At 72.0% G+C, this 25,048-nt stretch carries 16 protein-coding genes; 7 read left to right on the plus strand and 9 right to left on the minus strand.

Features of this window, described 5'->3' with window-relative positions; all coding sequences use genetic code 11:
* On the minus strand, positions 1-725 hold a 725-nt coding region (locus ACFYPJ_RS33550), incomplete at its 3' end, for a maltotransferase domain-containing protein (RefSeq protein ID WP_389025307.1).
* Between the two features lie 572 nt (positions 726-1,297).
* On the opposite strand from ACFYPJ_RS33550, the gene glgP reads away from it, so the two are divergent.
* On the plus strand, positions 1,298-3,928 hold the full coding sequence (gene glgP / locus ACFYPJ_RS33555; RefSeq protein ID WP_389025309.1) for an alpha-glucan family phosphorylase: 2,631 nt from the start codon (positions 1,298-1,300) through the stop codon (positions 3,926-3,928).
* A gap of 106 nt (positions 3,929-4,034) precedes the next feature.
* Here the strand turns inward: glgP and ACFYPJ_RS33560 are convergent, their stop codons facing one another.
* The 6 genes from ACFYPJ_RS33560 to ACFYPJ_RS33585 form a co-directional block, all read right to left on the minus strand.
* Entirely contained in the window at positions 4,035-4,550 is a 516-nt protein-coding gene (locus ACFYPJ_RS33560; RefSeq protein ID WP_389025311.1) for a DUF1990 domain-containing protein, read from the minus strand.
* Between the two features lie 102 nt (positions 4,551-4,652).
* Positions 4,653-6,308, minus strand: coding sequence for a M4 family metallopeptidase (locus ACFYPJ_RS33565; protein WP_389025313.1), 1,656 nt, complete (start codon positions 6,306-6,308; stop codon positions 4,653-4,655).
* 797 nt (positions 6,309-7,105) lie between these two features.
* Positions 7,106-8,869 carry an ABC transporter ATP-binding protein gene (locus ACFYPJ_RS33570; RefSeq protein WP_389025315.1) on the minus strand — a complete coding sequence of 588 codons (1,764 nt, stop codon included), beginning with the start codon at positions 8,867-8,869 and terminating at the stop codon, positions 7,106-7,108.
* A complete protein-coding gene (locus tag ACFYPJ_RS33575; protein ID WP_389025317.1) occupies positions 8,866-10,641 on the minus strand; it encodes an ABC transporter transmembrane domain-containing protein in 1,776 nt (591 codons plus the stop codon). Before ACFYPJ_RS33575 ends, ACFYPJ_RS33570 begins: the two co-directional genes overlap by 4 nt.
* A gap of 26 nt (positions 10,642-10,667) precedes the next feature.
* Positions 10,668-12,557, minus strand: coding sequence for an ABC transporter ATP-binding protein (locus tag ACFYPJ_RS33580; protein ID WP_389025319.1), 1,890 nt, complete (start codon positions 12,555-12,557; stop codon positions 10,668-10,670).
* Positions 12,554-14,437, minus strand: a complete 1,884-nt coding sequence (locus ACFYPJ_RS33585; RefSeq protein ID WP_389025321.1) for an ABC transporter ATP-binding protein — start codon at positions 14,435-14,437, stop codon at positions 12,554-12,556. The genes ACFYPJ_RS33580 and ACFYPJ_RS33585 overlap by 4 nt, the downstream gene beginning before the upstream one ends.
* A gap of 325 nt (positions 14,438-14,762) precedes the next feature.
* Between ACFYPJ_RS33585 and ACFYPJ_RS33590 the strand changes: the two genes are divergently transcribed.
* A complete protein-coding gene (locus ACFYPJ_RS33590) occupies positions 14,763-16,034 on the plus strand; it encodes a hypothetical protein (protein WP_389025323.1) in 1,272 nt (423 codons plus the stop codon).
* A gap of 261 nt (positions 16,035-16,295) precedes the next feature.
* Positions 16,296-17,534 (plus strand): hypothetical protein, encoded by a 1,239-nt coding sequence (locus tag ACFYPJ_RS33595; RefSeq protein ID WP_389025325.1) that lies wholly within the window; start codon positions 16,296-16,298, stop codon positions 17,532-17,534.
* Between the two features lie 107 nt (positions 17,535-17,641).
* Here ACFYPJ_RS33595 and ACFYPJ_RS33600 read toward each other — a convergent pair whose 3' ends face one another.
* Positions 17,642-17,821: a hypothetical protein gene (locus ACFYPJ_RS33600; protein WP_389025327.1), complete on the minus strand. Its 180-nt coding sequence runs from the start codon at positions 17,819-17,821 to the stop codon at positions 17,642-17,644.
* Between the two features lie 194 nt (positions 17,822-18,015).
* Positions 18,016-20,262, minus strand: a complete 2,247-nt coding sequence (gene glgX, locus ACFYPJ_RS33605) for a glycogen debranching protein GlgX (RefSeq protein WP_389025329.1) — start codon at positions 20,260-20,262, stop codon at positions 18,016-18,018.
* A gap of 234 nt (positions 20,263-20,496) precedes the next feature.
* On the opposite strand from glgX, the gene ACFYPJ_RS33610 reads away from it, so the two are divergent.
* From ACFYPJ_RS33610 to ACFYPJ_RS33625, 4 genes are all read left to right on the plus strand, one after another.
* Positions 20,497-21,720, plus strand: coding sequence for an Ig-like domain-containing protein (locus tag ACFYPJ_RS33610; protein WP_389025331.1), 1,224 nt, complete (start codon positions 20,497-20,499; stop codon positions 21,718-21,720).
* Positions 21,721-21,886: 166 nt separating this feature from the next.
* Positions 21,887-23,146: an Ig-like domain-containing protein gene (locus tag ACFYPJ_RS33615; protein WP_389025333.1), complete on the plus strand. Its 1,260-nt coding sequence runs from the start codon at positions 21,887-21,889 to the stop codon at positions 23,144-23,146.
* An 80-nt stretch (positions 23,147-23,226) separates the two neighbouring features.
* Positions 23,227-23,994 carry an enoyl-CoA hydratase/isomerase family protein gene (locus tag ACFYPJ_RS33620; protein ID WP_389025335.1) on the plus strand — a complete coding sequence of 256 codons (768 nt, stop codon included), beginning with the start codon at positions 23,227-23,229 and terminating at the stop codon, positions 23,992-23,994.
* A gap of 279 nt (positions 23,995-24,273) precedes the next feature.
* Positions 24,274-24,777, plus strand: a complete 504-nt coding sequence (locus ACFYPJ_RS33625; RefSeq protein WP_389025337.1) for an ATP-binding protein — start codon at positions 24,274-24,276, stop codon at positions 24,775-24,777.
* The last annotated feature ends 271 nt before the right edge of the window (positions 24,778-25,048 follow it).

Consider the following 25,048-nt stretch of genomic DNA (forward strand, 5'->3'; position numbering starts at 1 on the left):
AGGAGGGGGAGCGGGTCGGAGGCGGTGACCAGGTCCCGCAGCGGGTGGCGGGCCAGGACCTCGTCCACCTCCACCGCCAGCGCCGCCCCCAGCCGCCAGGCGTCGGGACGGTCCGTGTCCCGCAGGGCCGCCACCGCGGCGAGGACGGTGTCCCGCGCCCCGTCCGCCTCGGGGACCCGGGCCGCCGCCCGCTCGTACAGCCGCGCGCCCTCCTCCAGGACCAGTCCGGTGTCCATTCCGGCCGGGATCTTGATCCGTGCGTGCCGCCGCCAAGTGGTGACGGGATCGCTCCAGCCCTCCACGTGGTAGGTCCAGTGGCCCGTCGCGTCCGGGGTGACGTCCGCGCCCCAGCGGTCCGTACCGGGGGCGAGTTCGCGCATCGGCGTCCATGGACCGGGGCGGCCCTGCGGGTCGGTGAGCACCACGTTGGCAGCCACCGCGTCGTGGCCCTCGCGGAACACGGTGGCGGAGACCTCGAAGGTCTCCCCGGTGACCGCCTTGGCGGGCCGCCGTCCGCGCTGGACCACGGGGCGGACGTCGAGGACGGGTATGCGGCCGACGGCGGTGGCCCGGTCCGGGGCGGTCCGCTCCGGTGCGGCCGGCCGGGCGCCGCCGCCGGCGTCGGGGTCGGGGTCCGCGGCGCCGGCCGCACGCTCCGGCGGACCGGCTGCCGTACCGTTTCTGCTGTTGGTCGGTGGTAATGACGAGTCGCGCGTGGTGGGCATGACCGCTCCTGTCCGCGTCAACGAGGGTGTGGGCGGATCGGGTGTGGGAGGTGGGTCGTGCGGGTGTGTCTGTGGTGCGCCGGAGGGGCGTACCGGAGGAGCCTTCCCACCCTATTCGGGTGAGCAATCCGGCACTTTGTTAACTACTCGCGCGTATGTCTGCCTCCATCACCGGCCATTTCCGGCGGGGTGGCTGCGCCCGGTGCCGTGCCGCCGCCACCTGCCGGTACCTGCGGAAGTCCGTCCGGCGGGCCGGCCCGGAGGACGTACGGACCGCTCGCACCGCTGCATGGATATGGCTGATTCTGTCCGGTGCGGGGCCCGGGCGGACTCGGATCTGGACCCGGGCGGCGCGTCGGGAGGACTCGGACGGGCCGTAGGCAGGACCCGGGGCGGGCCCGGGCGGGACTCGGGGTGGGCGCGTTCCGGGGCGGGAACGGGCGCGGTCCGGATTCGTCCGGGGGCCGCACGGCGATGCCTCGGCGGGGCGCGGGCCGACACCGGTACCGTCGTGAGGGACGACGAGCCGCACAGCGATGCGCGGCTCCCGAGCAACCGCGCCGAGGTGGAATGTGAAGGCGATCCGTCGGTTCACCGTCCGTCCCGTTCTCCCCGAGCCCCTCCGCCCGCTGAGCGAACTGGCGCGCAATCTGCGCTGGTCCTGGCACGCCGAAACGCGTGACCTGTTCCAGTCCGTCGACCCCGGCCGCTGGGCCTTTGGCGGCGGTGACCCGGTACGGCTGCTCGGCAGCGTGCACCCCGCGCGCCTCGCCGAGCTGGCCCGGGACCGCCGCTTCCTGCGCCGGCTCGGCGCGGCCGCCGACGACCTCGACGACTACCTCGGCGGGGAGCGCTGGTACCAGGCGCAGCCCGCCGGGCTGCCGTCCGCCGTCGCCTACTTCTCGCCCGAGTTCGGCGTCACCGCCGCCCTGCCCCAGTACTCCGGCGGCCTCGGCATCCTCGCCGGGGACCATCTGAAGGCGGCCAGCGACCTCGGTGTCCCGCTCATCGGGGTCGGCCTGCTCTACCGGCACGGCTACTTCCGGCAGACCCTGTCCCGGGACGGCTGGCAGCAGGAGCACTACCCCGTCCTCGACCCCGACGAGCTGCCGGTGCACCTGCTCAAGGAGGCGGACGGCACCCCCGCCCGGCTCACGCTCGCCCTGCCCGGCGGCCGGCGGCTGCACGCCCGCATCTGGCTGGCGCAGGTAGGCCGGGTGCCGCTGCTGATGCTGGACTCGGACGTCGAGGAGAACGACCTCGGCGAACGCGGCGTCACCGACCGGCTGTACGGCGGCGGCAGCGAACACCGGCTGCTCCAGGAAATGCTCCTCGGCATAGGAGGGGTGCGGGCCGTGCGGACGTACTGCCGGCTGACCGGCCACCCGGAGCCCGAGGTCTTCCACACCAACGAGGGGCACGCGGGCTTCCTCGGCCTGGAACGGATCGCCGAACTCGGCGCGCGGGGAGTCGACTTCGACGCGGCGCTTGAGGCGGTGCGCGCCGGGACCGTCTTCACCACCCACACCCCGGTCCCGGCCGGCATCGACCGCTTCGACCGGGAACTGGTCGCCCGCCACTTCGGCCCCGGCGCCGAACTCCCCGGCATCGACGCCGGACGCATCCTGCACCTGGGCACGGAGACCTATCCCGGCGGTGAGCCCGGCCTGTTCAACATGGCCGTGATGGGCCTGCGGCTGGCCCAGCGCGCCAACGGGGTCTCCCTGCTGCACGGCCGGGTCAGCCGCGAGATGTTCTCCGGGCTGTGGCCGGGATTCGACCCCGACGAGGTGCCCATCACCTCCGTCACCAACGGGGTGCACGCCCCCACCTGGGTCGCCCCCGAGGTGCTGCGGCTCGGCGCCCGGGAGATCGGGGCGCAGCGCGCCGAGGACGCGCTCACCGTCGGCGACGCGGAGCGCTGGGACCGGTTCACGAGTATCCCGGACGAGGACATCTGGGAGCTGCGCCGGGAACTGCGCGAGCACCTGGTGGCGGAGGTGCGCGAGCGGCTGCGCGCCTCCTGGCGGCAGCGCGGGGCCGGCACGGCCGAGCTGGGCTGGATCGACGGCGTGCTGGATCCCGGCGTCCTCACCATCGGGTTCGCGCGGCGCGTCCCGTCGTACAAGCGCCTCACCCTGATGCTGCGCGACCGCGACCGGCTGACGGATCTTCTGCTGCACCCCGAGCGTCCGGTCCAGATCGTGGTCGCGGGCAAGGCGCACCCCGCGGACGACAGCGGCAAACGCCTGGTGCAGGAGCTGGTCCGGTTCGCCGACGACCCGCGCGTGCGCCACCGCATCGTCTTCCTGCCGGACTACGGCATGGCGATGGCGCAGAAGCTCTATCCGGGCTGCGACATCTGGCTGAACAACCCGCTGCGTCCGCTGGAGGCGTGCGGTACGTCCGGGATGAAGGCGGCCCTCAACGGCTGCCTCAATCTCTCCGTGCTCGACGGCTGGTGGGACGAGTGGTTCCAGCCCGACTTCGGCTGGGCCGTCCCGACCGCGGACGGCGTGGGCACGGACCTGGAACGCCGCGACGACATCGAGGCCGCCGCCCTCTACGACCTGCTCGAACAACGGGTGACCCCGCGCTTCTACGAACGGGGCCGCAGCGGGCTGCCCGACCGGTGGATCGAGATGGTCCGCCAGACCCTGGCCCTGCTCGGACCGAAGGTGCTGGCCGGCCGCATGGTCCGGGAGTACGTCGAGCGGCTCTACACCCCCGCCGCCCACGCACACCGCGCCCTGACCCCGCAGGCGGCCCGTGAACTGGCCGCCTGGAAGGCCCGGGTGCGCGCGGCCTGGCACGGCGTGAGCGTCGACCACGTCGACCACGTGGCGACGACCGCCGCGACCGGCACCGCCGAACTAGGTGGCACTCTGGGGCTGCGGGTGCTGGTCACCCTCGGCGAACTGCGTCCCGACGACGTCGAGGTGCAGGCCGTCTCCGGCCGGGTCGACCCGGAGGACCGCATCGGCGACGCGACGGCGGTGCCGTTGAAGCCGACCGGCGGCGCGGATCTGGAGGGCCGCTGGGTGTACGAGGGGCCGCTGGCCCTGGACCGCACCGGTCCCTACGGTTACACGGTCCGGGTCCTGCCCGCGCACCCGTTGCTCGCCTCCGGCGCGGAGCTGGGGCTGGTGACGGTGCCGGCGGGGGATGCCGCGGTGGGGACGGAGGGGGTTTTGCTGCGCTGAGCGGCGGGTGGGGAAAGGTGCGGGGGCGGGAGCGTCGGTTGTTCGCCGGCTGCGGGCCGGCTGTGGTCGATCGCGCAGTTCCCCGCGCCCCTTTCGGGGGTCGGGGTCAGGTGTTCCGGCCGCAGAGCTTGCGCAGGGTGGTGCCGCAGCGGTGGGCGTATGCCTGTTGGACGGCGCGGGCGGCCGGGCCGCCGGCTCGGGTGTACCACTTCTGGGGGCGGCTGAAGGCCGCGACCGTCAGCCAGACGGTGCCGTCGCCGGTGCGGTCGACCACGAAGGCTTCCTCGCCGCTCTCGGGATGGCCCTCCAGGGTGCCGTAGGCCCAGCCGGTCCTGCGGGGCTCGGACAGGGTCCACACGACGCGGCAGGGGGCCTTGAGCAGACCGGCCAGGGTGACCGTGACGTCGACGCCGGTGGCCGCGCGGTCGGCGTCCGTCTCGATGCCCACGCCCATCGCGCGGTGCATCCGCCAGGTGAAGAGGGTCTCGACGGCACTTTGGAACACCTCCTCGCCCTCTCCGATGCGCGAACGCACATGCAGGGAGTGGAAGCCGGGCGGGCACGCGGTGAGGTTCTCGCGGGTCGCACCGACCGGCTCGTAGGTGAAGTGCGGCGAAGACATGGCACCCAAGAGTAGGGCGGCCCCCCGGAATGTCTTCCTCCCGGGGGGCCGCCCTGTCACCTGTCCGAGATCAGGAGACGCTGGGATCAGATGGTGCCGGGGTCAGGAGACGTTGACCGCGGACCAGGCGGCGGCCACCGTGTTGTACTCGGTGGAGCCGGAGCCGTACAGGGCGGTCGCCGCGTTCAGGGTCGCCGTGCGGGCGGCCTTGTAGTTGGTCGTGGACGTCATGTACGTCGTCAGCGCCTTGTACCAGATCTGCAGGGCCTTGGCCCGGCCGATGCCGGTGACGGTGGAGCCGTTGGACGTCGGGGAGTTGTAGGACACCCCGTTGATCGTCTTCGCGCCGCTGCCCTCCGACAGCAGGTAGAAGAAGTGGTTGGCGACGCCGGACGAGTAGTGCACGTCCTTGTTGCCGACGGTGGAGGACCAGTTGTCGGCGGAGGCGCCGTCCTTGCTGGGCTTGTCCATGTAGCGCAGCGGGCTGCCGTCGCCGTTGATGTCGATTTCCTCGCCGATGAGGTAGTCGCCGACGTCGTTCGCGTTGTTGGAGTAGAACTCCACGCCCGTGCCGAAGATGTCGGAGGTGGCCTCGTTCAGGCCGCCGGACTCACCGGAGTAGATGAGGCCCGCGGTGTTGGAGGTGACGCCGTGGCTCATCTCGTGCCCGGCCACGTCCAGCGCGGTCAGCGGGTGGGTGTTGCCGGAGCCGTCGCCGTAGGTCATGCAGAAGCAGCTGTCGTCCCAGAAGGCGTTGACGTAGTTGGAGCTGTAGTGGACGCGGGAGTAGGCGCCCACACCGTCGTTCCTGATGCCGTTGCGGCCGAAGGTGCTCTTGTAGAAGTCCCAGGTCTCCTGGGCGCCGTAGGCGGCGTCGGCGGCGGCCGTCTGGTCCGTGGAGGAGCTGGAGGCGGTGCCGGTGCCCCAGACGTCGTCGGCGTCGGTGAACAGGGTGCCGGTGCCGGAGGTGCCGCGCGCCAGGTTGTTCGTCTTGTGGCCGCCGCGCGTGGGGTCGGTCAGCTGGTACGTCGTGCCCGACTTCGTGGTGCCCAGGGTGACCGTGCCTGAGTAGAGGGTCTTGCCGGTGCCGGTCTCGATGCCCTGGTACTCGTAGAGCTTCTTGCCGGTGGCCGCGTCGGTGATGACGTGCAGCTCGTTGGGGGTGCCGTCCTCCTGGAAGCCGCCGACGACCGTCTCGAAGGCGAGGACGGGCTTGCCGGAGCCGGCCCAGATCACCTTGCGGGCGCCGTCGGCCTCGGTCTTGGCGGAGCCGTCGGCCCTGGCCGCGTTCAGCGCCTGCGTCTCGGCCTTCGCCGCGTCGATCCTGGGCGTGAGCGAGGACACCTTGATGGTGGCGGCGTTGGCCTTGGTGACGCCCTCGGTCTTTCCGGCCTCGGAGGTGTGCACGAGCAGGTCGCCGCCGAGCACCGGGAGGCCCGCGTAGGTGCGCTCGTAGCGGGTGTGGACGGTGCCGTCGACGTCCTTCACGACGTCCTTGACGACCAGCTTCTCCTGGGCGCCGAGACCTATGGTCCGGGCGGTGTCGGCGGCGTCGCTCTGCGCCTGCTTGATCAGCTCGGTGCGGGCCGCGGCCGACAGCACGGTCGGGGCGGCGGCGAGCGGCTTCGCGGCAGCGGCGTCGGCCGGGCTCTGCGCGGAGGCGTTGGTGGTCAGGCCGGTGGCGAGCAGGGCGCCTGCGGCGACAGCGGTGGCGATGGCCAGCGTGGTGCTCTTACGACGCGCGTAGCGGGGGCTCACTCAAGCTCCTTCATGTGGGGGAGTCCGGGCGGCGATGGAGCCACCGGCCCGGATGAATAGGTGAAGTTGCTTTGCTGCGGCGGGTGAAGGAAGGGTGACACCAAGGGCGCGTACATGTCAGGGCCCTTGGGTGACGTTGGCTGAATCACGGTCGTCCGGGGCATGTTGCCGGGATGTGAACTCGCGCCGTACCGGGCGCCGGACCCCTGGTGCCGCGTGCCGTTCCCGTCGTCGCCGGGTGCCGTTTGCGCGAACGCCGGGCGGCTGCCGCCGGGCCCGCGGGTGCGGCCGGGGTGGCAGGCCCGGCCCCCGGCCGCCGGGTTCGGCCGGCCGGCTCGGGCGGGGTGCCTCCGTACCGGAACTGCTTCGCAACGCTGACTGCGTGGCCGCGGCCGGGGGCGGCCAGGGGGCCCGGCGGCCGGGGCGGGCTCTCCGGGCGGAACGGGGTGTGACGCGGAACCGGGCGCGGTTGCGAGTGCGTCGGCCGGCCCGGGGTGTCCCCGGTGCCGCTGCGGGGTGTGGTGGGCCGGTCGTGGGGAAAGGTGGCAGGGGATCGGGCTGACCTGTCAGGGTCGCGTCAATAGTTTGGCCGGAATGGGTTCGTTGACCGGATGTTCATGCCCGGTATGCGGATTATTCGCCAAAGGGTCGGACCTCCCGGACGGGGCTGGCCCGCCCCCCGGACGCGTCCCGCCCGCCCGGCTGTCCGGCTCGCCCTGTTCTCCTGCCCGCCCTGCTCCGCCGCTCGCCCTGTTCTCCCGCTCGCCGTTGTCCCGCTCGCCGTGCGGCTCGGCGCCTCAGGTCGCCGTGTCGTCCCCGTGCCAGGTCCGCCACAGCGCGGCGTACGCGCCGTCGGCGCGCACCAGTTCGTCGTGCGTGCCCAGCTCGGTCAGCCGGCCGTCCTCCATCACGGCCACCCGGTCGGCGTCGTGGGCGGTGTGCAGGCGGTGCGCGACGGCGATGACCGTACGGCCCGACAGGACCGCGGCCAGCGCCCGCTCGGCGTGCCGTGCGGTCGCCGGGTCCAGCAGGGCCGTCGCCTCGTCCAGGATCAGCGTGTGCGGGTCGGCCAGCACCACCCGGGCCAGCGCGAGCTGCTGGGCCTGGGAGCCGTCGGTGGGCTGCCCGCCCGGGCCGAGCCGCGCGTCGAGGCCGCCGGGCAGCTCCCGCACCCAGGTGTCGGCGCCGACCGCGGCCAGCGCCGTCCACAACTCCTCCTGGGTGGCGCCCGGTTCGGCGATCAGCAGATTGTCGCGGACGGTGCCCAGGAAGACATGGTGCTCCTGGGTGACCAGCACCACCTGACGGCGCAGCCGCTCCGGCTCCAGACCCGCGATCGGCACCCCGCCGACCGTCACCGCGCCCGTGCCCGGTGCGTCGACGCCCGCGAGCAGCCTGCTCAGCGTCGTCTTGCCCGCGCCGGACGGCCCGACCAACGCCAGCCGTTCCCCGGGGCGCACCGTCAGATCGACCCCGCGCAGCACCTCGCCGCCCCGCTCGTAGGCGTACCGCACCCCGCTCACGTCGATCCGGTCGTCCGCCGGGGCCGGCGAGCCGCCGGCCGGCACGGACCGCGGCGCCCCGGCCAGCCCCTCCACCCGGGCGAACGAGGCGCCGCTGCTCTGCAACTGCTCGATCCGCGTCAGGATCTGGTCCAGCGGCTCGGTGAGCTGCCGCAGATACAACGCGGCCGAGACCACCGCGCCGAGCCCCACCGCTCCCTGCGCGTGCAGCACCCCGCCGACCAGCAGGACCCCCGCCACCGGGATCATGTACGACACCTCGACGGCCGGGAAGAACACCGTGCGCAGGAACAGCGTGTGCAGCCGGGCCCGCCGCAGCGCATCCAGCGCGTGCCGGCTCGCCGTGATCCGCCGCTCCTGGAGCCGGAACGCCTCCACCGTCCGGGCCCCGGCCGCGGTCGACGCGACGATCTCGGCGACCTGCGAGGTGGCCGAACCCTCGGCGAGATAGCCGTCCCGGGCCCGGCGCAGATACCAGCGCAGCGCGAACCAGATCGGGGTCAGCCCGAGCACCGCGAACGCGCCCAGCAGCGGGTCGAGCGCGAAGACCGCGCCGAGCACGAACAGCGCCTGGACGGAGCCGATCAGCAGTTCGGGACCGACGTCCCTCAGCGTGGCGCCGACCGCGGTCACGTCCGCGGTGCCGCGCGCCGTGAGGTCACCGGTGCCGGCCCGCTCCACCACGGAGGCGGGCAGCGCCAGGGCCCGGTCGACGAACTCCTCGCGGACCCGGGCGAGCGTGCGCTCCCCGAACCGGTACCCCACGTACCGGGCCGACCGCGCCAGCAGCAGCTGGACCAGCGCGCACACCAGGATGACGAACGCCAGCCGGTCCACCGTCCGCACCCCGGCCCCGGCCCGCACCTCGTCCACGATCCGGCCGACCAGCCACGGCCCGGCCAGGCCCGCCGTCGCGGCCAGCGCGTTCAGCAGCAGCACGGCGCCGAAGGCCCGCCGGTCGGCCCGCACCAGCCGTACGGTCGCCCGGCGTACCTCGGCCCGCCCGGCGACCGGCAGCTGCCCCGCGGCCGACGTCATCGCACGACCTCCTCGGTGTCTTCAGTGTCTTCGGTGTCTTTGCCGTCTCTGGTGTCCTTGGCGTCCTCGACAGCCTCGGCATCGTTGTCGCGTGCCACCAGGGCCCGGTAGCCGGGCTCGTACGCCAGCAGCCCGCGATGGCTGCCGCCGGCCGCGACCTTGCCGTCCACCAGGTAGTACACGGTGTCGGCGCGATCCAGCACCAGCGGCGAGGTCGTGGTCACCACGGTCGTACGGCCGGCCCGCGCCGCCCGCAGCCGGTGCGCCACCGTGGCTTCCGTGTGCGCGTCCAGCGCCGAGGTCGGCTCCACCGCGAGCAGCACCTCCGGGTCCGCCAGCAACGCCCGGACCAGCCGCACCCGCTGGCGCTGGCCGCCGGAGAGGCTGCGGCCCTGCGCGGACACCGCCGAGTCCGGGCCGTCCGGCAGGCCCTGCACGATGTCCTCGGCGGCGGCCGCGCGTACCGCCCTCCGGAGTGCGGCGTCGTCGCGCTCCTGGTGCCCGGCCACCGTCTCCCGCAGGGTGCCGGCGAACAGATCCGCCTCGTTGTCGCAGACCAGGATCCGGGCCCGCACCTCGGCCGACGGGACCGCGTCGAGCCGTACCCCGCCCCAGGTGGCGGCGGACGGCGTGAAACGGCCTAGCCGGTCGATCACGGCCGCGGCGTCCGCGGGCAGGGCTCCGGCCAGCGCGGTCAGCCGCCCCGGCGCCACCCGCACCCCCGAGTCGGGGTCGACCAGCGCGGACGGCTGCGCCGGCGCGGGACGGGTGCCCGTGTCCGGCTCCGGTTCCAGGCGCAGCAGCGCCACCACCCGCCGCGCGGCCACCACGCCCCGGCTGAGCTGGTAGCCCATCTCCAGGAAGAAGGCCACCGGGCCGACCAGGACGGCGACATAGCCGTACACCGCCACCAGCTCGCCGACGGTCAGTTCCCCCTGGGCGGCCATCCGGGCCGCGAGCCAGGTCACCACCGCCAAAAACAGCGTCGGCAGGCCGATGCCGAGCGCCTGCACCCAGCTGGCCACCGCGCCCACCCGGTAGCCCTGCGCCCGCAGCCGCTGCGAGTCCTGCCGGAAGGCATCCGCGAACAGGCCCTTGCCGCCGAGGCCGTTGAGGACCCGCAGCCCGCCCGCCAGATCGCCGATGCGCGCGGTCAGCACGCCCTGCCGCTCCCGGTACTCGGTCTCCTCCTTCTGCAGCCGCACCGTCAGCGGACCGGCGACCAGCGCGATCACCGGCATCCCGAGCAGCACCACCGCGGCCAGCAGCGGCGAGATCGACAGCAGCACCACGGCCACCACGACGTACACCACCACCGCACCCACCCCGGGCCCCACCACGGTCAGCGCGTAGGCGATCGTCTGCACGTCGCCCACGCCGACCGTGACGATCTCCCCGGCCCCGGCCCGCCGCTCCAGCGCGGCCCCCAGCCGCACCGCGTGCCCGACGACCACCTTGACGGTGCGGAAGTTGGCGTCCATCCGCACCCGGGTCATGGTGCGGTGACGCATGATGCTCACCCACGCGCCCGCCGCGCCGACCAGGAACAGCACCGCCGTCCACCAGGCCAGCCGGCCCGGATCACCGGCCACCAGACCGTCGTCGACCGCCCGGGCCAGCAGATACGGTGCCGCCGCCATCAGCACCATCCAGGCGCTGCCGAGCAGCGCCCCGGCCAGCGACCGGCCCGGCTGGCGGGCCACCAGCCACCACAGGAACCGCCAGCCGCCCCGGCGGTCGGGCGTCCCGGGATCCTCGTACGCGTCGATCATGGCTGCTCCCGTCCCGTTGCCCAGTACTACGCGAGGCTGTCCCGCCAGGCCCGGTGCAGATCCGCGAACCGGCCCGTCCCGGCGATCAGTTCGCCGGGCTCGCCGTCCTCGACGATCCGGCCGTGCTCCATGACCAGCACCCGGTCGGCGATCTCCACGGTGGACAGCCGGTGCGCGATCACCACGGCGGTACGGCCGCGGAGCACCGTCGACATGGCCCGTTGCACGGCTCGCTCCCCGGGCACGTCCAGCGAACTGGTCGCCTCGTCGAGGATCAGCACCGCCGGGTCGGCGAGCAACGCCCGTGCGAAGCCGACCAGTTGGCGCTGACCGGCCGAGATGCGACCGCCCCGCTTGCGTACGTCCGTGTCGTAGCCGTCCGGCAGCGCCTCGATGAACTCGTGCGCCCCGATCGCCTTCGCCGCCCGCTCGATCTCCTCGCGCGTGGCGTCGCTCCGGCCGATGGCGATGTTCTCGGCCACCGTCCCGGAGAACAGGAACGCCTCCTGGGTCACCATCACCACCCCGCGGCGCAGCTCGTGCGACGGCAGCTCGCGCAGGTCCACGCCGTCGAGCAGGACCCGGCCCTCGGTGGGGTCGTAGAACCGGGCGAGCAGCTTGGCCAGGGTCGACTTGCCCGCGCCCGTCGAACCGACGACCGCGACCGTCTGCCCGGCCGGCAGGGTGAGGTCGAAGCGGGGGAGCACCTCACCGCCGGTGCGGTAGGCGAACCGGACGCCGTCGAAGACGACCGTACGGCCGGGCCGGCCCGCCGACGCGGGCGTCGGCAGCTCCCGCGGCGCGGTCGGCTCCGGCACCGAGGGGGTCTGCGCCAGCAGACCCGCGATCTTCTCCAGCGAGGCACCGGCCGACTGGTAGGAGTTGAGGAACATGCCGAGCCGGTCGATCGGGTCGTACAGCCGGCGCAGATAGAGCACCGCCGCGGCCAGCACACCGAGGGCCAGCGAGCCGGACGCCACCCGGTAGGCGCCCCACAGCACGATCACCGCGACCGCCGTGTTGGCGACCAGCCGCGAACCGACCACATAGCGGGCCATCTCCAGCAGGGCGTCGCCGTTGGTCCGCTCGTGCCGCCGGTTCAGGACGCGGAACTCGCCCTCGTTCGCGCTCTCCCGGCGGAAGGCGCGCACCGGCCGGATGCCGTTCATCGTCTCCACGAACTTCACGATCACCGCGGCGATGGCCGTGGACCGCAGCCGGAACATCCGTCCCGCGCGCCGCTGGTAGAGCCGTACGAGCAGGTAGAGCGGTACGAAGGAGGCCACCGCGACCGCGCCGAGTCCCAGGTCGAGCCAGAGCAGCAGCGCGCAGATGTAGACGAAGGACAGGATGACGGTGACCAGTTCCTGGAGCCCCTCGCTGAGCAGTTCGCGCAGTGACTCCACGTCCGTGGTGGAGCGCGAGATGAGCCGGCCCGAGGTGTAGCGCTCGTGGAAGTCGACGCTCAGCGCCTGTGCGTGTCGGAAGATCCGGCCGCGCAGGTCGAGCAGCACGCCCTGGTTGACCCGCGCGGACGCCTCGATGAACGCGAACTGGAGGACGCCCGAGGCCAGCGCGCACAGCAGACAGCCGACCGCGACCGCGATCAGTGGTCCGTGGTCGGCCCGGCGGAACGCCGGTACGGCGCTGTCGATGGCGTACGCCACCAGCAGCGGGCTGGCCTGCACGGCGGCCTGCTGGAACAGCAGCAGGAGGGTGGTGACGGCGACGCGGGCCTTCATCGGGGCGAGCAGCGAACGCAGCAGGGCGGCCGTGGCCCCGGGCGGTGAGGGCAGCACGTCCCGGTCGAAGTCGTCCTCAAAGTCCTGCGGACGGGGCAGCGGATCGTCCTCGTCCGGCACGGGCACGGAACCGGAGGCGGCGGGCAGGGGCGCCGACGCGGCGGGGGCGGTCATCGTGCGTCCTCCACTTCTTGGGCCGGCACAGCGGTGGGCCGCGGCTCGTCGGCGTGGTGGTCGTCGGCTTCGCCGCCGTGTTCGCCGGTGGTCTTGCCGTCGTGTTCGCCGGACATCAGATGGGCGTACTCCGGATGGGTGCGGAGCAGTTCGTGATGGGTGCCGACCGCGGCGATCCGCCCCTGGGAGAGCAGGGCGACCCGGTCGGCGAGCAGCACCGTGGAGGGGCGGTGGGCCACGATGAGCGCGGTGGTGTCCACGAGGACCCGGCGCAGCGCGGCCTCCACGGCGGCCTCGGTGTGCACGTCCAAGGCGGACAGCGGGTCGTCCAGCACGAGGAAGCGCGGCCGGCCCACCACCGCCCGGGCGAGCGCGAGCCGCTGCCGCTGCCCGCCGGACAGGCTCAGTCCCTGCTCGCCGACCTGGGTGTCCGTGCCCTGCGGCAGCTCCCGCGCGAACTCGGCCTGGGCGACGGCCAGCGCCCGCCCCAGCTCCGCGGGGCCGGCGGCCGCGTCGGCCCCCATGAGGACGTTCTCGGCGACGGACGCGGAGAACAGCGTCGGTTCCTCGAACGCGACGGCCACCTGGGTGCGCAGGTCCTCGCGGGAGATCGAGGCGATGTCCTGGCCGTCCAGCGTGATCCGCCCGGAGGTCACCTCGTGCAGCCGGGGGACGAGCGCGGTGAGCGTGGTCTTCCCGCTGCCGGTCGACCCGACCAGGGCCATGGACTCGCCGGGGCGGATGTGCAGGTCGATGCCGTCGAGGGTGGGCGGGGAGCCGGGCGGGGCGTCGGGATACCGGAACCGCACGCCGTGGAAGCGCAGTCCCCCCTCGGCCGCCGTCGACGGCGACTGCGGCCCGTCGGCACCCCCCGCGTCCTCCACCTCGGCGTCCCGCACCTCGAAGTATCGTTCCGTCGCGGTCGCCGCCTCCTGCGTCATCGCGAGCATGAAGCCGATCGAGTCCACCGGCCAGCGCAGCGCCAGCGCCGTGCTCAGGAAGGCGACCAGCGTCCCCGCGGACAGCTCCCCGTCCGCCACCCGGATGGCCCCCAGCACCAGCGCCGCCCCGATCGCGACCTCAGGCAGCGTCACGATGACGGCCCAGATCGTCGCCAGCAGCCGCGCCTTGCGCAGCTCCGTGCCGCGCAGGGTCCCCGACAGCTCCCCGAACGCCCGGGCCTGGCTGCGGTGTCGGCCGAACCCCTTGATGATGCGGATGCCGAGCACGCTCTCCTCGACGACCGTCGTCAGGTCGCCGACCTGGTCCTGGGCGAGCCGCGCCACTTCGGCGTACCGCTTCTCGAAGAGGACACAGGTCCACATCACCGGCACCGCGGGCCCGAGGACGACCAGCCCGAGAAGCCAGTCCTGGGACAGCATGATCGCCACGCCGACCAGGATGGTGACCCCGTTGACCAGCAAGAACGTCAACGGGAAGGCGAGGAACAGACGCAGCAGCATCAGGTCGGTGGTGCCCCGGGAGAGCAGCTGGCCCGAGGGCCAGCGGTCGTGGAAGGCCACCGGCAGCCGCTGCAGATGCCGGTACAGCTCCGCCCGCATCTCGGCCTCGACGCGCGACAGCGGCCGGGCCACCAGCCAGCGCCGCAGCCCGAACAGCGCCGCCTCCGCGATCCCGAGCAGCAGCAGGTACAGCGCGCCCAGCCACACGCCCGCCGGATCCCGGTCGGCCACCGGGCCGTCCACCATCCACTTCAGGACGAGCGGGATCACCAGCCCCACGCAGGAGGCGACGATCGCGATGAACGCGGCGGTGAACAGCCGTGCCCGCACGGGGCGTACATAGGGCCACAGCCGCAGCAGGGTGCGTATGGCGGAGCGGTCGGGGCGGTCCTTGGTGGGTGCATGTGTCGTGGGCATCACAGGGAGCCTACGGTTCGGCACCGACAACGCCCAGTGGGTTTCGACCGGACCCGGATCCGCCGCAGGTCCTACGACCAGCGCATTCACGGTCCGCGCCGCCGGTCGCACGCGAGGTCGCACGGAGGCGTCCCGAGGTCGTACGCCCGCGCCCGAGCGGGGGCGGCGCCGCCTCGGCCACCGGCCGAGCTGTCGGCCAGGCGGTCCCGGCGGAAATGAGGTCGGGTGTTTCCGGCGGCAGTGGCCCAGGGTGGAGCCGGGTGAACCGTGGGGCTCTTGGAGCCGTTTCTGACAAGCGCGGTCGCCAGTTCGAGGAGGGATTTTTATGCCGAATAATAGTGAAATTGCCAAGCATGCAGCCATATTACTGCGCATGGAAAAGCTGCCTGTGAGGAATAATGGCGGGCCGGGGGCGGAGAATCCCACCGCGCTTTTCCTGCATCAAATGCGGCATCATGGGATCGAGGTGTCTCAACTCGCGACGCCCGCAGGCAAGAACCTGATTACGGCGCTGAAAAAACATGGCCAGGAGCTGATCACCGATCACACCGGACAGCGAAAGATTCTGCCGCCCGCTGGCCCCCAGCCGAGTAGAAAGGATGCCCATTATGCAGAAAAACTGAATGCCGAAGAACCAGGTGACGTGCTTCGAGGGGCGGGCAGGCGGAGGAGGGCTGACCGGAAAAAGAAACATGCCGATCCTCGCCTCGTGGAATACCTGAGTCGTCTGAAGTGCCGGGGCCGCACGACTGCTCCCGAACCGGTATTGGCTGCTGCGTTGGCACGGCACGATCTGAAACTGGAGGAACGACTCCTGGAAGGCTCCAAGGGCAATGTGAGAAAGTGGTTTCTAGTGGAGGCGCCGGGTGAGGCGGATAAGTGGGCCGCCGGTGTTGGTGCTGGTGTTGAGGAGGGGTTGGGCCATGGGCGGAATGTGGTTCCTGCCGGGAGGGTCGGGGCGGGTGCCGGACTTTCGTCGGGGTCTGCGGGCGAGAGCGAGGTTTTCCGTGCCATGCAGGACGGGGGACAGACGGTGGCCGAAATGTCGATGCCCCACGCCGTAAAGCCGTTCGGCGGCGTGGGCTTGGACGTGGGTCCGCCCTCCGGGGACAACGGCTGGTTCGGCGGCGTGAACTTGGACGATCTTGTGGACTATGCGGTCGACAACGGCTTGCTCGACCACGTGGACTTTGGCGAGTTGGGCGAGGCCGCCGACAATGGCGGCGTGGGCTTGGACGAGCGCTCTGTGGCCATGCAGGGGGAGCTGAGTTCAGGGCCTGTTGCACCGGGATGGCCTGGCACCTGGTCTGCTGCTCCGGTCAATCCCGTCGCGTCCTACTTGGGCGAGTTCTCGAATTCAGGGGTGGACGCACAGCCGTGGGGGACGGGCGGGTCGGGAGGGGTGGCTTCCGGGTTTCCCCTGGTGGGGCCTTCGGGCGATTTCCCGGCGGGGCCTTTGGTTGCGCAGTACGCGGTGGCGGGTGTGGACGCACGGTCGTGCGGGACGGGCGGGTCGGAGGGTGTGGTTTCCGCGTATCCCCCGGTGGCGCCCTCAAGCTCTCCCCCGCCGGGGCGTTCGGCTGGGCATACCCGGTAGGGGTGAGGTCGGTCAAGCGCATTCGCTGTTCGCGGCGCCGGTCGCACGCGAGGTCGCACGGAGGCGTCCCGAGGTCGTACGCCCGCGCCCGAGCCGGGGCGCCGCCACCCCGGCCACCGGCCGAGCAGGCAGCGAGGCGGTCCCGGTGGAAATGAGGTCGGGTGTTTCCGGCGGCAGTGGCCCAGAGCGGAGCCGGGTGAACCGCGGGGCCCTGGGAACCGTTTCTGACAAGCGTGGTCACCAGTTCGAGGAGGCATTTTTGTGCAGACATTAGCTGAAATCGCCAAGCAGGTAGCCGTATTGAATAGCATGGAACATTCGCCCAGGAGGAAAGATGGCTCTAAGAATGTGGAGCCGGGGCGGGAGGATGAGCAGTCCGCCGCCGTTTTCCTGAGCGGTCTGCAGAAGTACGGGATCTTGACAACTCTACTCGACACGCCTACCGGGCAGAATCTTGTTTGGGCGCTGAGGCGGCATCGCCTGGAGCTGATTCCCAAGGGAGACAATGATACGCGGATGGTTCTCGCTCCGCGTGGCAAGCCGAGTGACGAGGATGCCAAATATGCGGAAGCGTTGAATGCACTACAAAGAGGTGATCTGTTTCGAAAGCCGGGCAAGAGGCTGACGGAGGGCCAGAACCCTGTCCCACGCATTCTTGGCGCGGCCGTGAGTCGATGGACGCGCCATGGGCGCACGACTGCTCCCGAAAGGGCACTGGAGGCTGCGCTGGCGCGGCACGGTCTGAAACTGACTGAACGCGCGGAGGAACGCCCGAAGGAGGGCCGCCTGGAAAAAGGCTCGAAGGAAAAAGGCTCTAAGGGAAAGAGTTCGAACGTAAAAAAGAGAAAGTGGTATCTGGTGGAGGCGTCGGGTAAGGAGGAGAAGCGGGCCGCCGGTGTTGGTGTTGGTGTTGAGGAGGGGCGGGGGCATGGTCAGGATGTGGTTCCTGTCCGGGCATTCGGGGCGGATGCCGGACCTTCGTCGTGGTCTGCGGGCGAGGGCCCGAATGTCCATGCCATGCAGGCCGGAGAGCACGCGGCGGCCGTGATGTTGATGCACCATGCCGAGGAGCAGTTCGGCGGCGCGGACTTGGAAGAGCTTGCGAGCTCTGCGGCCTACACAGGCTGGTCGGACGAGGCTCTGCACTCTGCGGTCATGCGGGGGGAGCTGAGTTCAGGGACTGATGCGTCGGAATGGTATGACTCCTGGTCTGCTGCTCCGGTCAATTCCGTCGCGCCCCACTTGAGCGGGTTCCCGGAGTCCGGGGTGGGCGCGCTGCCGTGGGGGGCGGGCGGGTCGGGGGGTGAAGCTTTCGGGTTTCCCGCGGTGGGGGTTTCGGGGGATTACTCGGCGGGGTCTTTGGTTGCGCAGTACGCGGGGGCGGGCATGGCCGCGCTGCCGTGGGGGCCGGGCGGGTCGGCGGGGGAGGCTTCCGTGTATCCCCGGGTGGCGCCCTCAAGCTTTCCCCCGCCGGGGCGTTCGGCCGGGCATTCCCGGTAGTGGTGAGGCCGGGCAGGGGTTCCCTGGTCCGGGGCCCCCGCACGCGGGGTTCACGGGAGCGGTGGCACCCCTGCGGGACGACCTCACCTTGTGCGAAGCCGTACGGGTCAGCGGCGGGAGACGTCCCACTCGTCGAGTCGTTCCGCGATCCAGGCGTGGCCGGCCTGGACGGCGTGGGCGAGGGACGCGGTGGACTCGCCGTCCTGGTAGCGGGTGATCACGTCGGTACGGCTGTGGATGAACTCGGCCTGTGCCGCCTGTGCTTCGACCCGCGTCCGGTGGGTCATGCGCCCGCGGAAGACACGTGGGGTGGGACGGCGGTGCGGGTGCGCCTCGTAGCGCTGGCGGCGCGGCACCCCCCATTCGTCGAACCGGAGGGCCAGCCGCTCGGGGTCACGCCGTACGCCTCGGGATCGGGGCCACCGGCTCACCGGCCCGGTAGCGCTCGGTGACCGTGTCCTTGCCGGCTCGCGCCGCGGCGTCACCGCACCCGCAGCAGCAGCACCGCCCGTTCCGGCACCGTGATCGCCGTGCCCGCCCGGTGCACCGTGCCCGGTGCCGTCGCCTGGTCCTCCCGGGTGGTGTCGACGACCACCTCGTACCGCTCCGCCCACGGCGGGCCGGGCAGGACGAACCGTGCCGGGCGGTCCCCGGCGTGCAGCACGGTGAGGAAACTGTCGTCGAGGACCGGCGCCCCCCGCTCGTCACGGTCAGGTATGCCCCGTCCTGAGAGGTACATGCCGAGCGCGGAAGCGGGCGCGTACCAGTCGGCCTCGGTCATCTCCTCGCCCCGCGCGGTGAACCAGGCCAGATCGCGCAGCCCGTCCGCCGAGTGCGCCTGCCCGGAGAAGAACGCGCGGCGGCGCAGCACCGGATGGCGCCGGCGCAGGGCGATGAGCCGGGACGTCAGCTCGGACAGCGCCCGCCAGCCGGGCTCCGCCGGCAGCGACCAGTCCAGCCAGCCGACCTCGTTGTCCTGGCAGTAGGCGTTGTTGTTGCCGCGCTGGGTGCGGCCCAGTTCGTCACCGGCGACCAGCATCGGCACGCCCGTGGACAACAGCAGGGTGCTCAGCAGGTTGCGCAACTGGCGGCGCCGCAGCGCCCGGATCCGTTCGTCGTCGGTCTCGCCCTCGGCGCCGCAGTTCCACGAACGGTTGTCGTCGGAGCCGTCCCGGCCCTGCTCGCCGTTCGCCTCGTTGTGCTTGCGTTCGTAGGACACCAGGTCGCGGAGGGTGAAGCCGTCGTGCGCGGTGACGAAGTTGACGGAGGCGTAGGGGCGGCGGCCGCTTCGGTCGTACAGGTCGCTGGAGCCGGACAGCCGGTAGCCGAGGTCGCGCAGGTCGGGCAGCGCACCGCGCCAGAAGTCGCGCACCGCGTCCCGGTAGCGGTCGTTCCACTCCGTCCACTGCGGCGGGAAGGCGCCCACCTGGTAGCCGCCCGGGCCGACGTCCCACGGCTCGGCGACGAGCTTCACCCGGCGCAGCACCGGGTCCTGGGCGAGCACCGCGAGGAACGGCGCGAGCATGTCGACGTCGTGCGCGGAGCGGGCCAGCGCCGCCGCCAGGTCGAACCGGAAGCCGTCCACGCCCATCTCGGTCACCCAGTACCGCAGCGAGTCGGTGATCAGCCGCAGCACCTGCGGCTGGACGACGTGCAGGGTGTTGCCGCAGCCCGTGTAGTCGGCGTACCGGCGGGCGTCGTCCTGGAGGCGGTAGTAGCCCCGGTTGTCGATGCCTTTCAGGGAGAGCGTCGGACCCAGTTCGCCCGCCTCCGCGGTGTGGTTGTAGACCACGTCGAGGATGACCTCGATGCCGGCCGCGTGCAGGGCGCGGACCATCCGCTTGAACTCGCCGACCTGGCTGCCCGCCGGGCCGGCGGCGGCGTAGGCCGCGTGCGGGGCGAAGTAGCCGATCGAGTTGTAGCCCCAGTAGTTGCGCAGGCCGCGGCCGAGCAGGTGGTCCTCGTGCGCGAACTGGTGCACGGGCAGCAGTTCCACGGCCGTCACGCCCAGCGTCACCAGGTGCTCGACGGCCGCCGGATGGGCCAGCCCCGCATAGGTGCCGCGCAACTCCTCGGGGACGCCGGGGTGCCGCTTGGTGAAGCCCCGCACGTGCAGCTCGTAGACGACCGAGTCCGCCCACGGCGTCCGGGGCGGGCGGTCGTCGGCCCAGTCGTCGTCATCGTGGACGACGACGCCCTTGGGCACGAACGGCGCCGAGTCCCGGTCGTCCCGCACGGTGTCGGCGACATGCTGCTCCGGCCAGTCCCGGACGTGCCCGTAGACCTCGGCCGGCAGGGTGAATTCGCCGTCGACCGCGCGGGCGTACGGGTCCAGCAGCAGCTTGGCCGGGTTCCAGCGGGCGCCGGTCCACGGGTCCCAGCGGCCCGCCACCCGGTAGCCGTAGCGCAGGCCGGGCCGCACGCCGGGGACGAAGCCGTGCCAGATCTCCTGCGTCAGCTCGGTCAGCGGTACCCGGGTCTCCCGGCCGTCGTCGTCGAACAGGCACAGCGTGACCGCCTCCGCCCCGGCCGCCCAGAGCGCGAAGTTGGTCCCGGCCGTCCCGTCGGGTCCGGGCCCGAAGCACGCGCCGAGCGGCGCGGGCGCACCCGGCAGGGCGGTCGCGGTGAGCGGCGCGGGCCGCCGGACACCGCTTCTCGCAGCGGCCGGCCGGGTGTCGCGCCCGCCCCCTTCCCCGGCCGCTGCCCGCTGCTCGGCTGCGCTCGTCACTCTGTCGGCCCCTTAGCGTCGGCTCGTTCGCTGCGGGGCGCACCCGGCCCGCGCCACCCGGCCGGGCACCGCCCCAAACCGCAGGTCCGCGGCGTGCCGGACCACATGACGCGGCACGCCCACGACGGCCCGCGTGGGCGCGGCGGCCCCCATATCGTCGTCCTCCCCACAGTTCTGCCCACCGCTTGGCTCGCACTCACGTTTCCCCGGGGCGGGGACGTCGTTGAGTCACCCGTGAGGCATGCACAAGGGCGCGCACGGCGCGCGACGGCCGCGCTGGTCGCGGTGTTGACATGGGCGGGCCTGCTGGCGGGCGCCGCGGGCTGTTCGGGCGGTGGCCTGGGCATCGACCGGGTGCTCGGCAAGCCGCAGACCCCCGAGGACGGCATCCGGGTCTCCCCGGACGACGGCGTCAAGGACGTGCGGACCGACGAGCCGCTGCGGGTGAGGGTGGCGAGCGGACGCCTGGAGTCGGTGCGCGTGGTCAGGCACCAGGACGCCCAGGAGACGCCCGTCGCCGGACACATCACCGGCGACGGCCTGGCCTGGGAACCGGACCGGCCGGAGCTGGCGCGAGCCGCCGAGTACACGGTGGACGCGGTGGCCCTGGACGGGCACGGGCGCCGGTCGGCCCGGCACACCACGTTCACGACCCAGGTCCCGGCACAGCGGTTCATCGCGTACGTCACTCCGGAGAACCGCTCCACCGTGGGCACCGGCATGATCGTCTCGCTGGCCTTCAACCGGGAGATCACGAACCGCGCGGCCGTCGAACGGGCCGTCCGGGTCACGGCGAAGCCCGCCGTCGAGATCCGCCCGCACTGGTTCGGCAAGGACCGGCTCGACTTCCGTCCCGAGCGCTACTGGACGCCCGGCACCAAGGTCACCGTCGACATCGGGCTGCGTGACGTCGAGGGCGTGCGCGGCGTGTACGGGATGCAGCACAAGACCGTCGAGTTCACCGTGGGCCGCAGTCAGGTCTCGCTGGTCGACGCGGAGGCGCACACCATGGAGGTGCGGCGCGACGGCAGGCTGCTGTCCACCGTGCCCATCACGGCCGGGGCCCCGGAGACCACCACGTACAACGGGAAGATGGTGGTCATGGAGATGTACGAGGTCACCCGCATGAACGGCCAGACGGTCGGGTTCGGCGGCGAGTACGACATCCCCGACGTGCCGCACGCCATGAGGCTGACCGACTCCGGCACCTATCTGCACGGCAACTACTGGTCGCCCAACTCGCCCGGGGTGGAGAACGTCAGCCACGGCTGCGTGGGCCTGCGGGACGTGCAGGGCGGTAGTTCGAGCACCCCCGCGGGCTGGTTCTTCGACCGCAGCCTCATCGGTGACGTCGTCGAGGTCGTCAACAGCAACGACAAGACGGTCTCCCCCGACAACGGCCTGAGCGGCTGGAACATGGGCTGGAAGGAATGGAAGGCGGGCGGCGCGGTCAAATAACAAAGAGGGGAGCTTCGTCGGCGACGCGGCTCGCCGCCGGAAGTTGCGACAAAACGGTGACATGGTGATCGGCACGGAGGGTGAAATTCTGCGGTTAATATGCGCCAGTGTGCGCGCGGGACGCACCGGGGCGGGGGCCTGACCAGGCCCGCGGAGGGGAGAAGAGTTGAACGTGCGGCCGATATCGGGGGCCTCGGTTGACGCGCGGCGACGGGGCACCAGACCCGTCGGGCGCAGGGGACTGCCGGTGCTCATAGCCGGCGCCCTGCTCATGGCCGTCACCGCGTGCGGCGGGTCGGGGTCGGAGCCGGGGTCCGGCTCCGCCGACGGCAAGGGCGGGAGTTCCTCGGCACAGCCGAGCAAGCAGTCGGAAGCCGTCGTCACCATCGCGCCCGAGGACGGCGCCAAGGCGGTCGGCACGAGCGGGGCGCTCAAGATCGGTGCGACCAAGGGCAAACTGACCGAGGTCGTGGTCAAGGACGTCAAGGGCGCGAAGGTCGACGGGAAGATCACCGGCGGGGGCACCGGCTGGACGCCCTCGACCCACCTGGCCCTCGCCACCAAGTACACGGTGCACGCGGTCGCCAAGGACTCCGCGGGCCGTGAGGCCGCCGAGACGTCCAGTTTCACCACACTGACGCCGAAGAACACGTTCACCGGCTACTTCACCCCCGAGGACGGCTCCACGGTCGGCGTCGGAATGCCGTTCTCCCTCCGCTTCACCCGGGGCATCACGCACCCCGAGGACGTGGAGAAGGCCATCGGCATCACGACCGAACCGGCCGTCGACGTCCAGGGCCACTGGTTCGGCAACGACCGCCTGGACTTCCGGCCGGAGAAGTACTGGAAGGCCGGCACGAAGGTCACCGTCCGCCTCGCCCTCGACGGCGTCGAGGGCCGGCCCGGTGTCTACGGCAAGCAGACCAGGACGGTGAAGTTCACCATCGGCCGCAACCAGGTCTCCGTCGTGGACGCCAAGAAGCACACGATGAAGGTCACCCAGGACGGCAAGGTCATCAGGACCGTCCCGGTCACCACCGGCAAGCCCGGCTACGACACCTGGAACGGTCAGATGGTCATGAGCGAGAAGCTCACGGTGACCCGGATGAACGGCGAGACCGTCGGCTACGGCGGCGAGTACGACATCAAGGACGTCCCGCACGCCATCCGGCTGACCACCTCGGGCACCTTCATCCACGGCAACTACTGGGGCGGCGGCGCCTTCGGCAACTACAACGCCAGCCACGGCTGCGTGGGCCTGCGTGACGTGCGCGGCGGCCACGACACGAGCACCCCGGCCTCCTGGTTCTTCAACCATTCGCTGATCGGCGACGTGGTGGTGGTCAAGAACTCCGACGACCGCACGGTGGCTCCGGACAACGGGCTCAACGGCTGGAACATGTCCTGGGAGCAGTGGACGGCGTAGCCCGCGGGCGGCGGCCGGGCCCGGTGCTGTGACACACGGCACCGGGCCCGGCGGCGTTAGTGGCCGTTAACCTGCTCTGCATGACCGTACATCTCGAAGTCGCCGACGGCGTCGGCACGCTGCGCCTGGACCGCCCGCCGATGAACGCGCTGGACGTCGCTCTGCAGGACCGGCTCAAGGAACTCGCCGCTGAGGTCACGCGCCGCGACGACGTACGCGCCGTGGTGCTCTACGGCGGCGAGAAGGTGTTCGCCGCGGGCGCGGACATCAAGGAGATGCGGGCGATGGACCACGCCGCGATGGTCCCGCGCGCCCGCGACCTCCAGGAAGCCTTCACCGCCGTGGCCCGCATCCCCAAGCCGGTGGTCGCCGCCGTCACGGGGTACGCGCTCGGCGGGGGCTGCGAGTTGGCGCTGTGCGCGGACTTCCGGATCGCCGCCGACAACGCCAAGCTGGGCCAGCCGGAGATCCTGCTCGGCCTGATCCCGGGCGCCGGCGGCACCCAGCGGCTGCCCCGGCTGGTCGGCCCCGCCAAGGCCAAGGACCTCATCTTCACGGGCCGTCAGGTGCGGGCCGACGAGGCGCTGGCCATCGGCCTGGTGGACCGGGTCGTCCCGGCCGCCGACGTGTACACCGAGGCGCACGCCTGGGCCGCGAAGCTCGCGAAGGGACCGGCGATCGCGCTGCGTGCGGCGAAGGAGGCCGTCGACACCGGTCTGGAGGCGGACATCGACACCGGGCTGACCGTCGAACGGACCTGGTTCGCCGGGCTGTTCGCCACCGAGGACCGCGAGCGGGGCATGCGGAGCTTCGTGGAGGACGGCCCCGGCAAGGCCACGTTCCGCTGAGGATCTGCCGCCGGAAAACGCGTGTAATTGACGCGATGTCTCATTCCGGGTCCCTCGTTGGGGCGAGTTGTGGCAGCCTGGAGGCAGCCTTGCGCCTGCCTGGTCGAGGAGGTCTGTCTCTTGCCCCGGAGTGAACCGTCTCCGCAGGTCAACCGGGATGTCTCCAGCTCTGAAGTGCCTTTGACATATGCCAGAAAGGCGTCGCTCAGGGCCGTTTCCGCGGGAAAGCCTTCCCTCGGAACGGCCGCGGACGGCGACGCGGACGGCCATGATGGGGGCATGGCGGGGCTGGAGGGCATCGAACAGCCGCGGGGACCGGGCCGTGCGACCACGGCGCGCTGGTCGCCTGCGGCCGAGGACGAACAGGCGCTCAGGGCACTGGACTTGTTCGGCAATCCCGCCGAGGCCGAGGTCCCCCTGCCCTCCCGCCCCGAGTCGGCGGCCACCGCCCGCCGGCTCGTCCAGGTCGTGGTCCTGCGCCAGTGGGCGCTCACCCCGAAGCTGACCGAGGACACCGTCCTGCTCGTCTCCGAACTCGTCGGCAACGCGGTGCGCCACACCGGCGCCCGCGTCTTCGGCCTCCGCATGCGCCGCCGCCGCGGCTGGATCCGGGTCGAGATCCGCGATCCGTCCCGCGGACTGCCCTGCCTGATGCCGGTTCAGGAGCTGGACATCAGCGGCCGGGGGCTGTTCCTCGTGGACCGGCTCTCCGACCGGTGGGGCGTGGACCTGCTGCCACGGGGCAAGACGACGTGGTTCGAGATGCGGGTCGCCGACCGCTGACGGCCCGCCCGGCGCCCCTGGGCGTACGGAAGATGTCGCTGACGGTCATCCTGGTCCCGGCCGGTGCGTAGGTGAGGCTGCCGGCGGCCCGGCGCCCCTGGGTGTACGGAAGAAGACGCCGCTGACGGAGTGTCCGCCGCCCTCGGCCCTACGGACGCTACCGCTGACGGGACGTCCGCGCCCCGGGTGTACGGACTGTTTCCGGCGCGACCCGAAAACTGTCCCTCAATGAGCGCAATCGGCGTTTTTCCTACCCTTCGCCTCTTAAATG

Origin of the sequence: Streptomyces sp. NPDC006012 (assembly GCF_042871185.1) — a bacterium.
GTDB lineage: Bacteria > Actinomycetota > Actinomycetes > Streptomycetales > Streptomycetaceae > Streptomyces.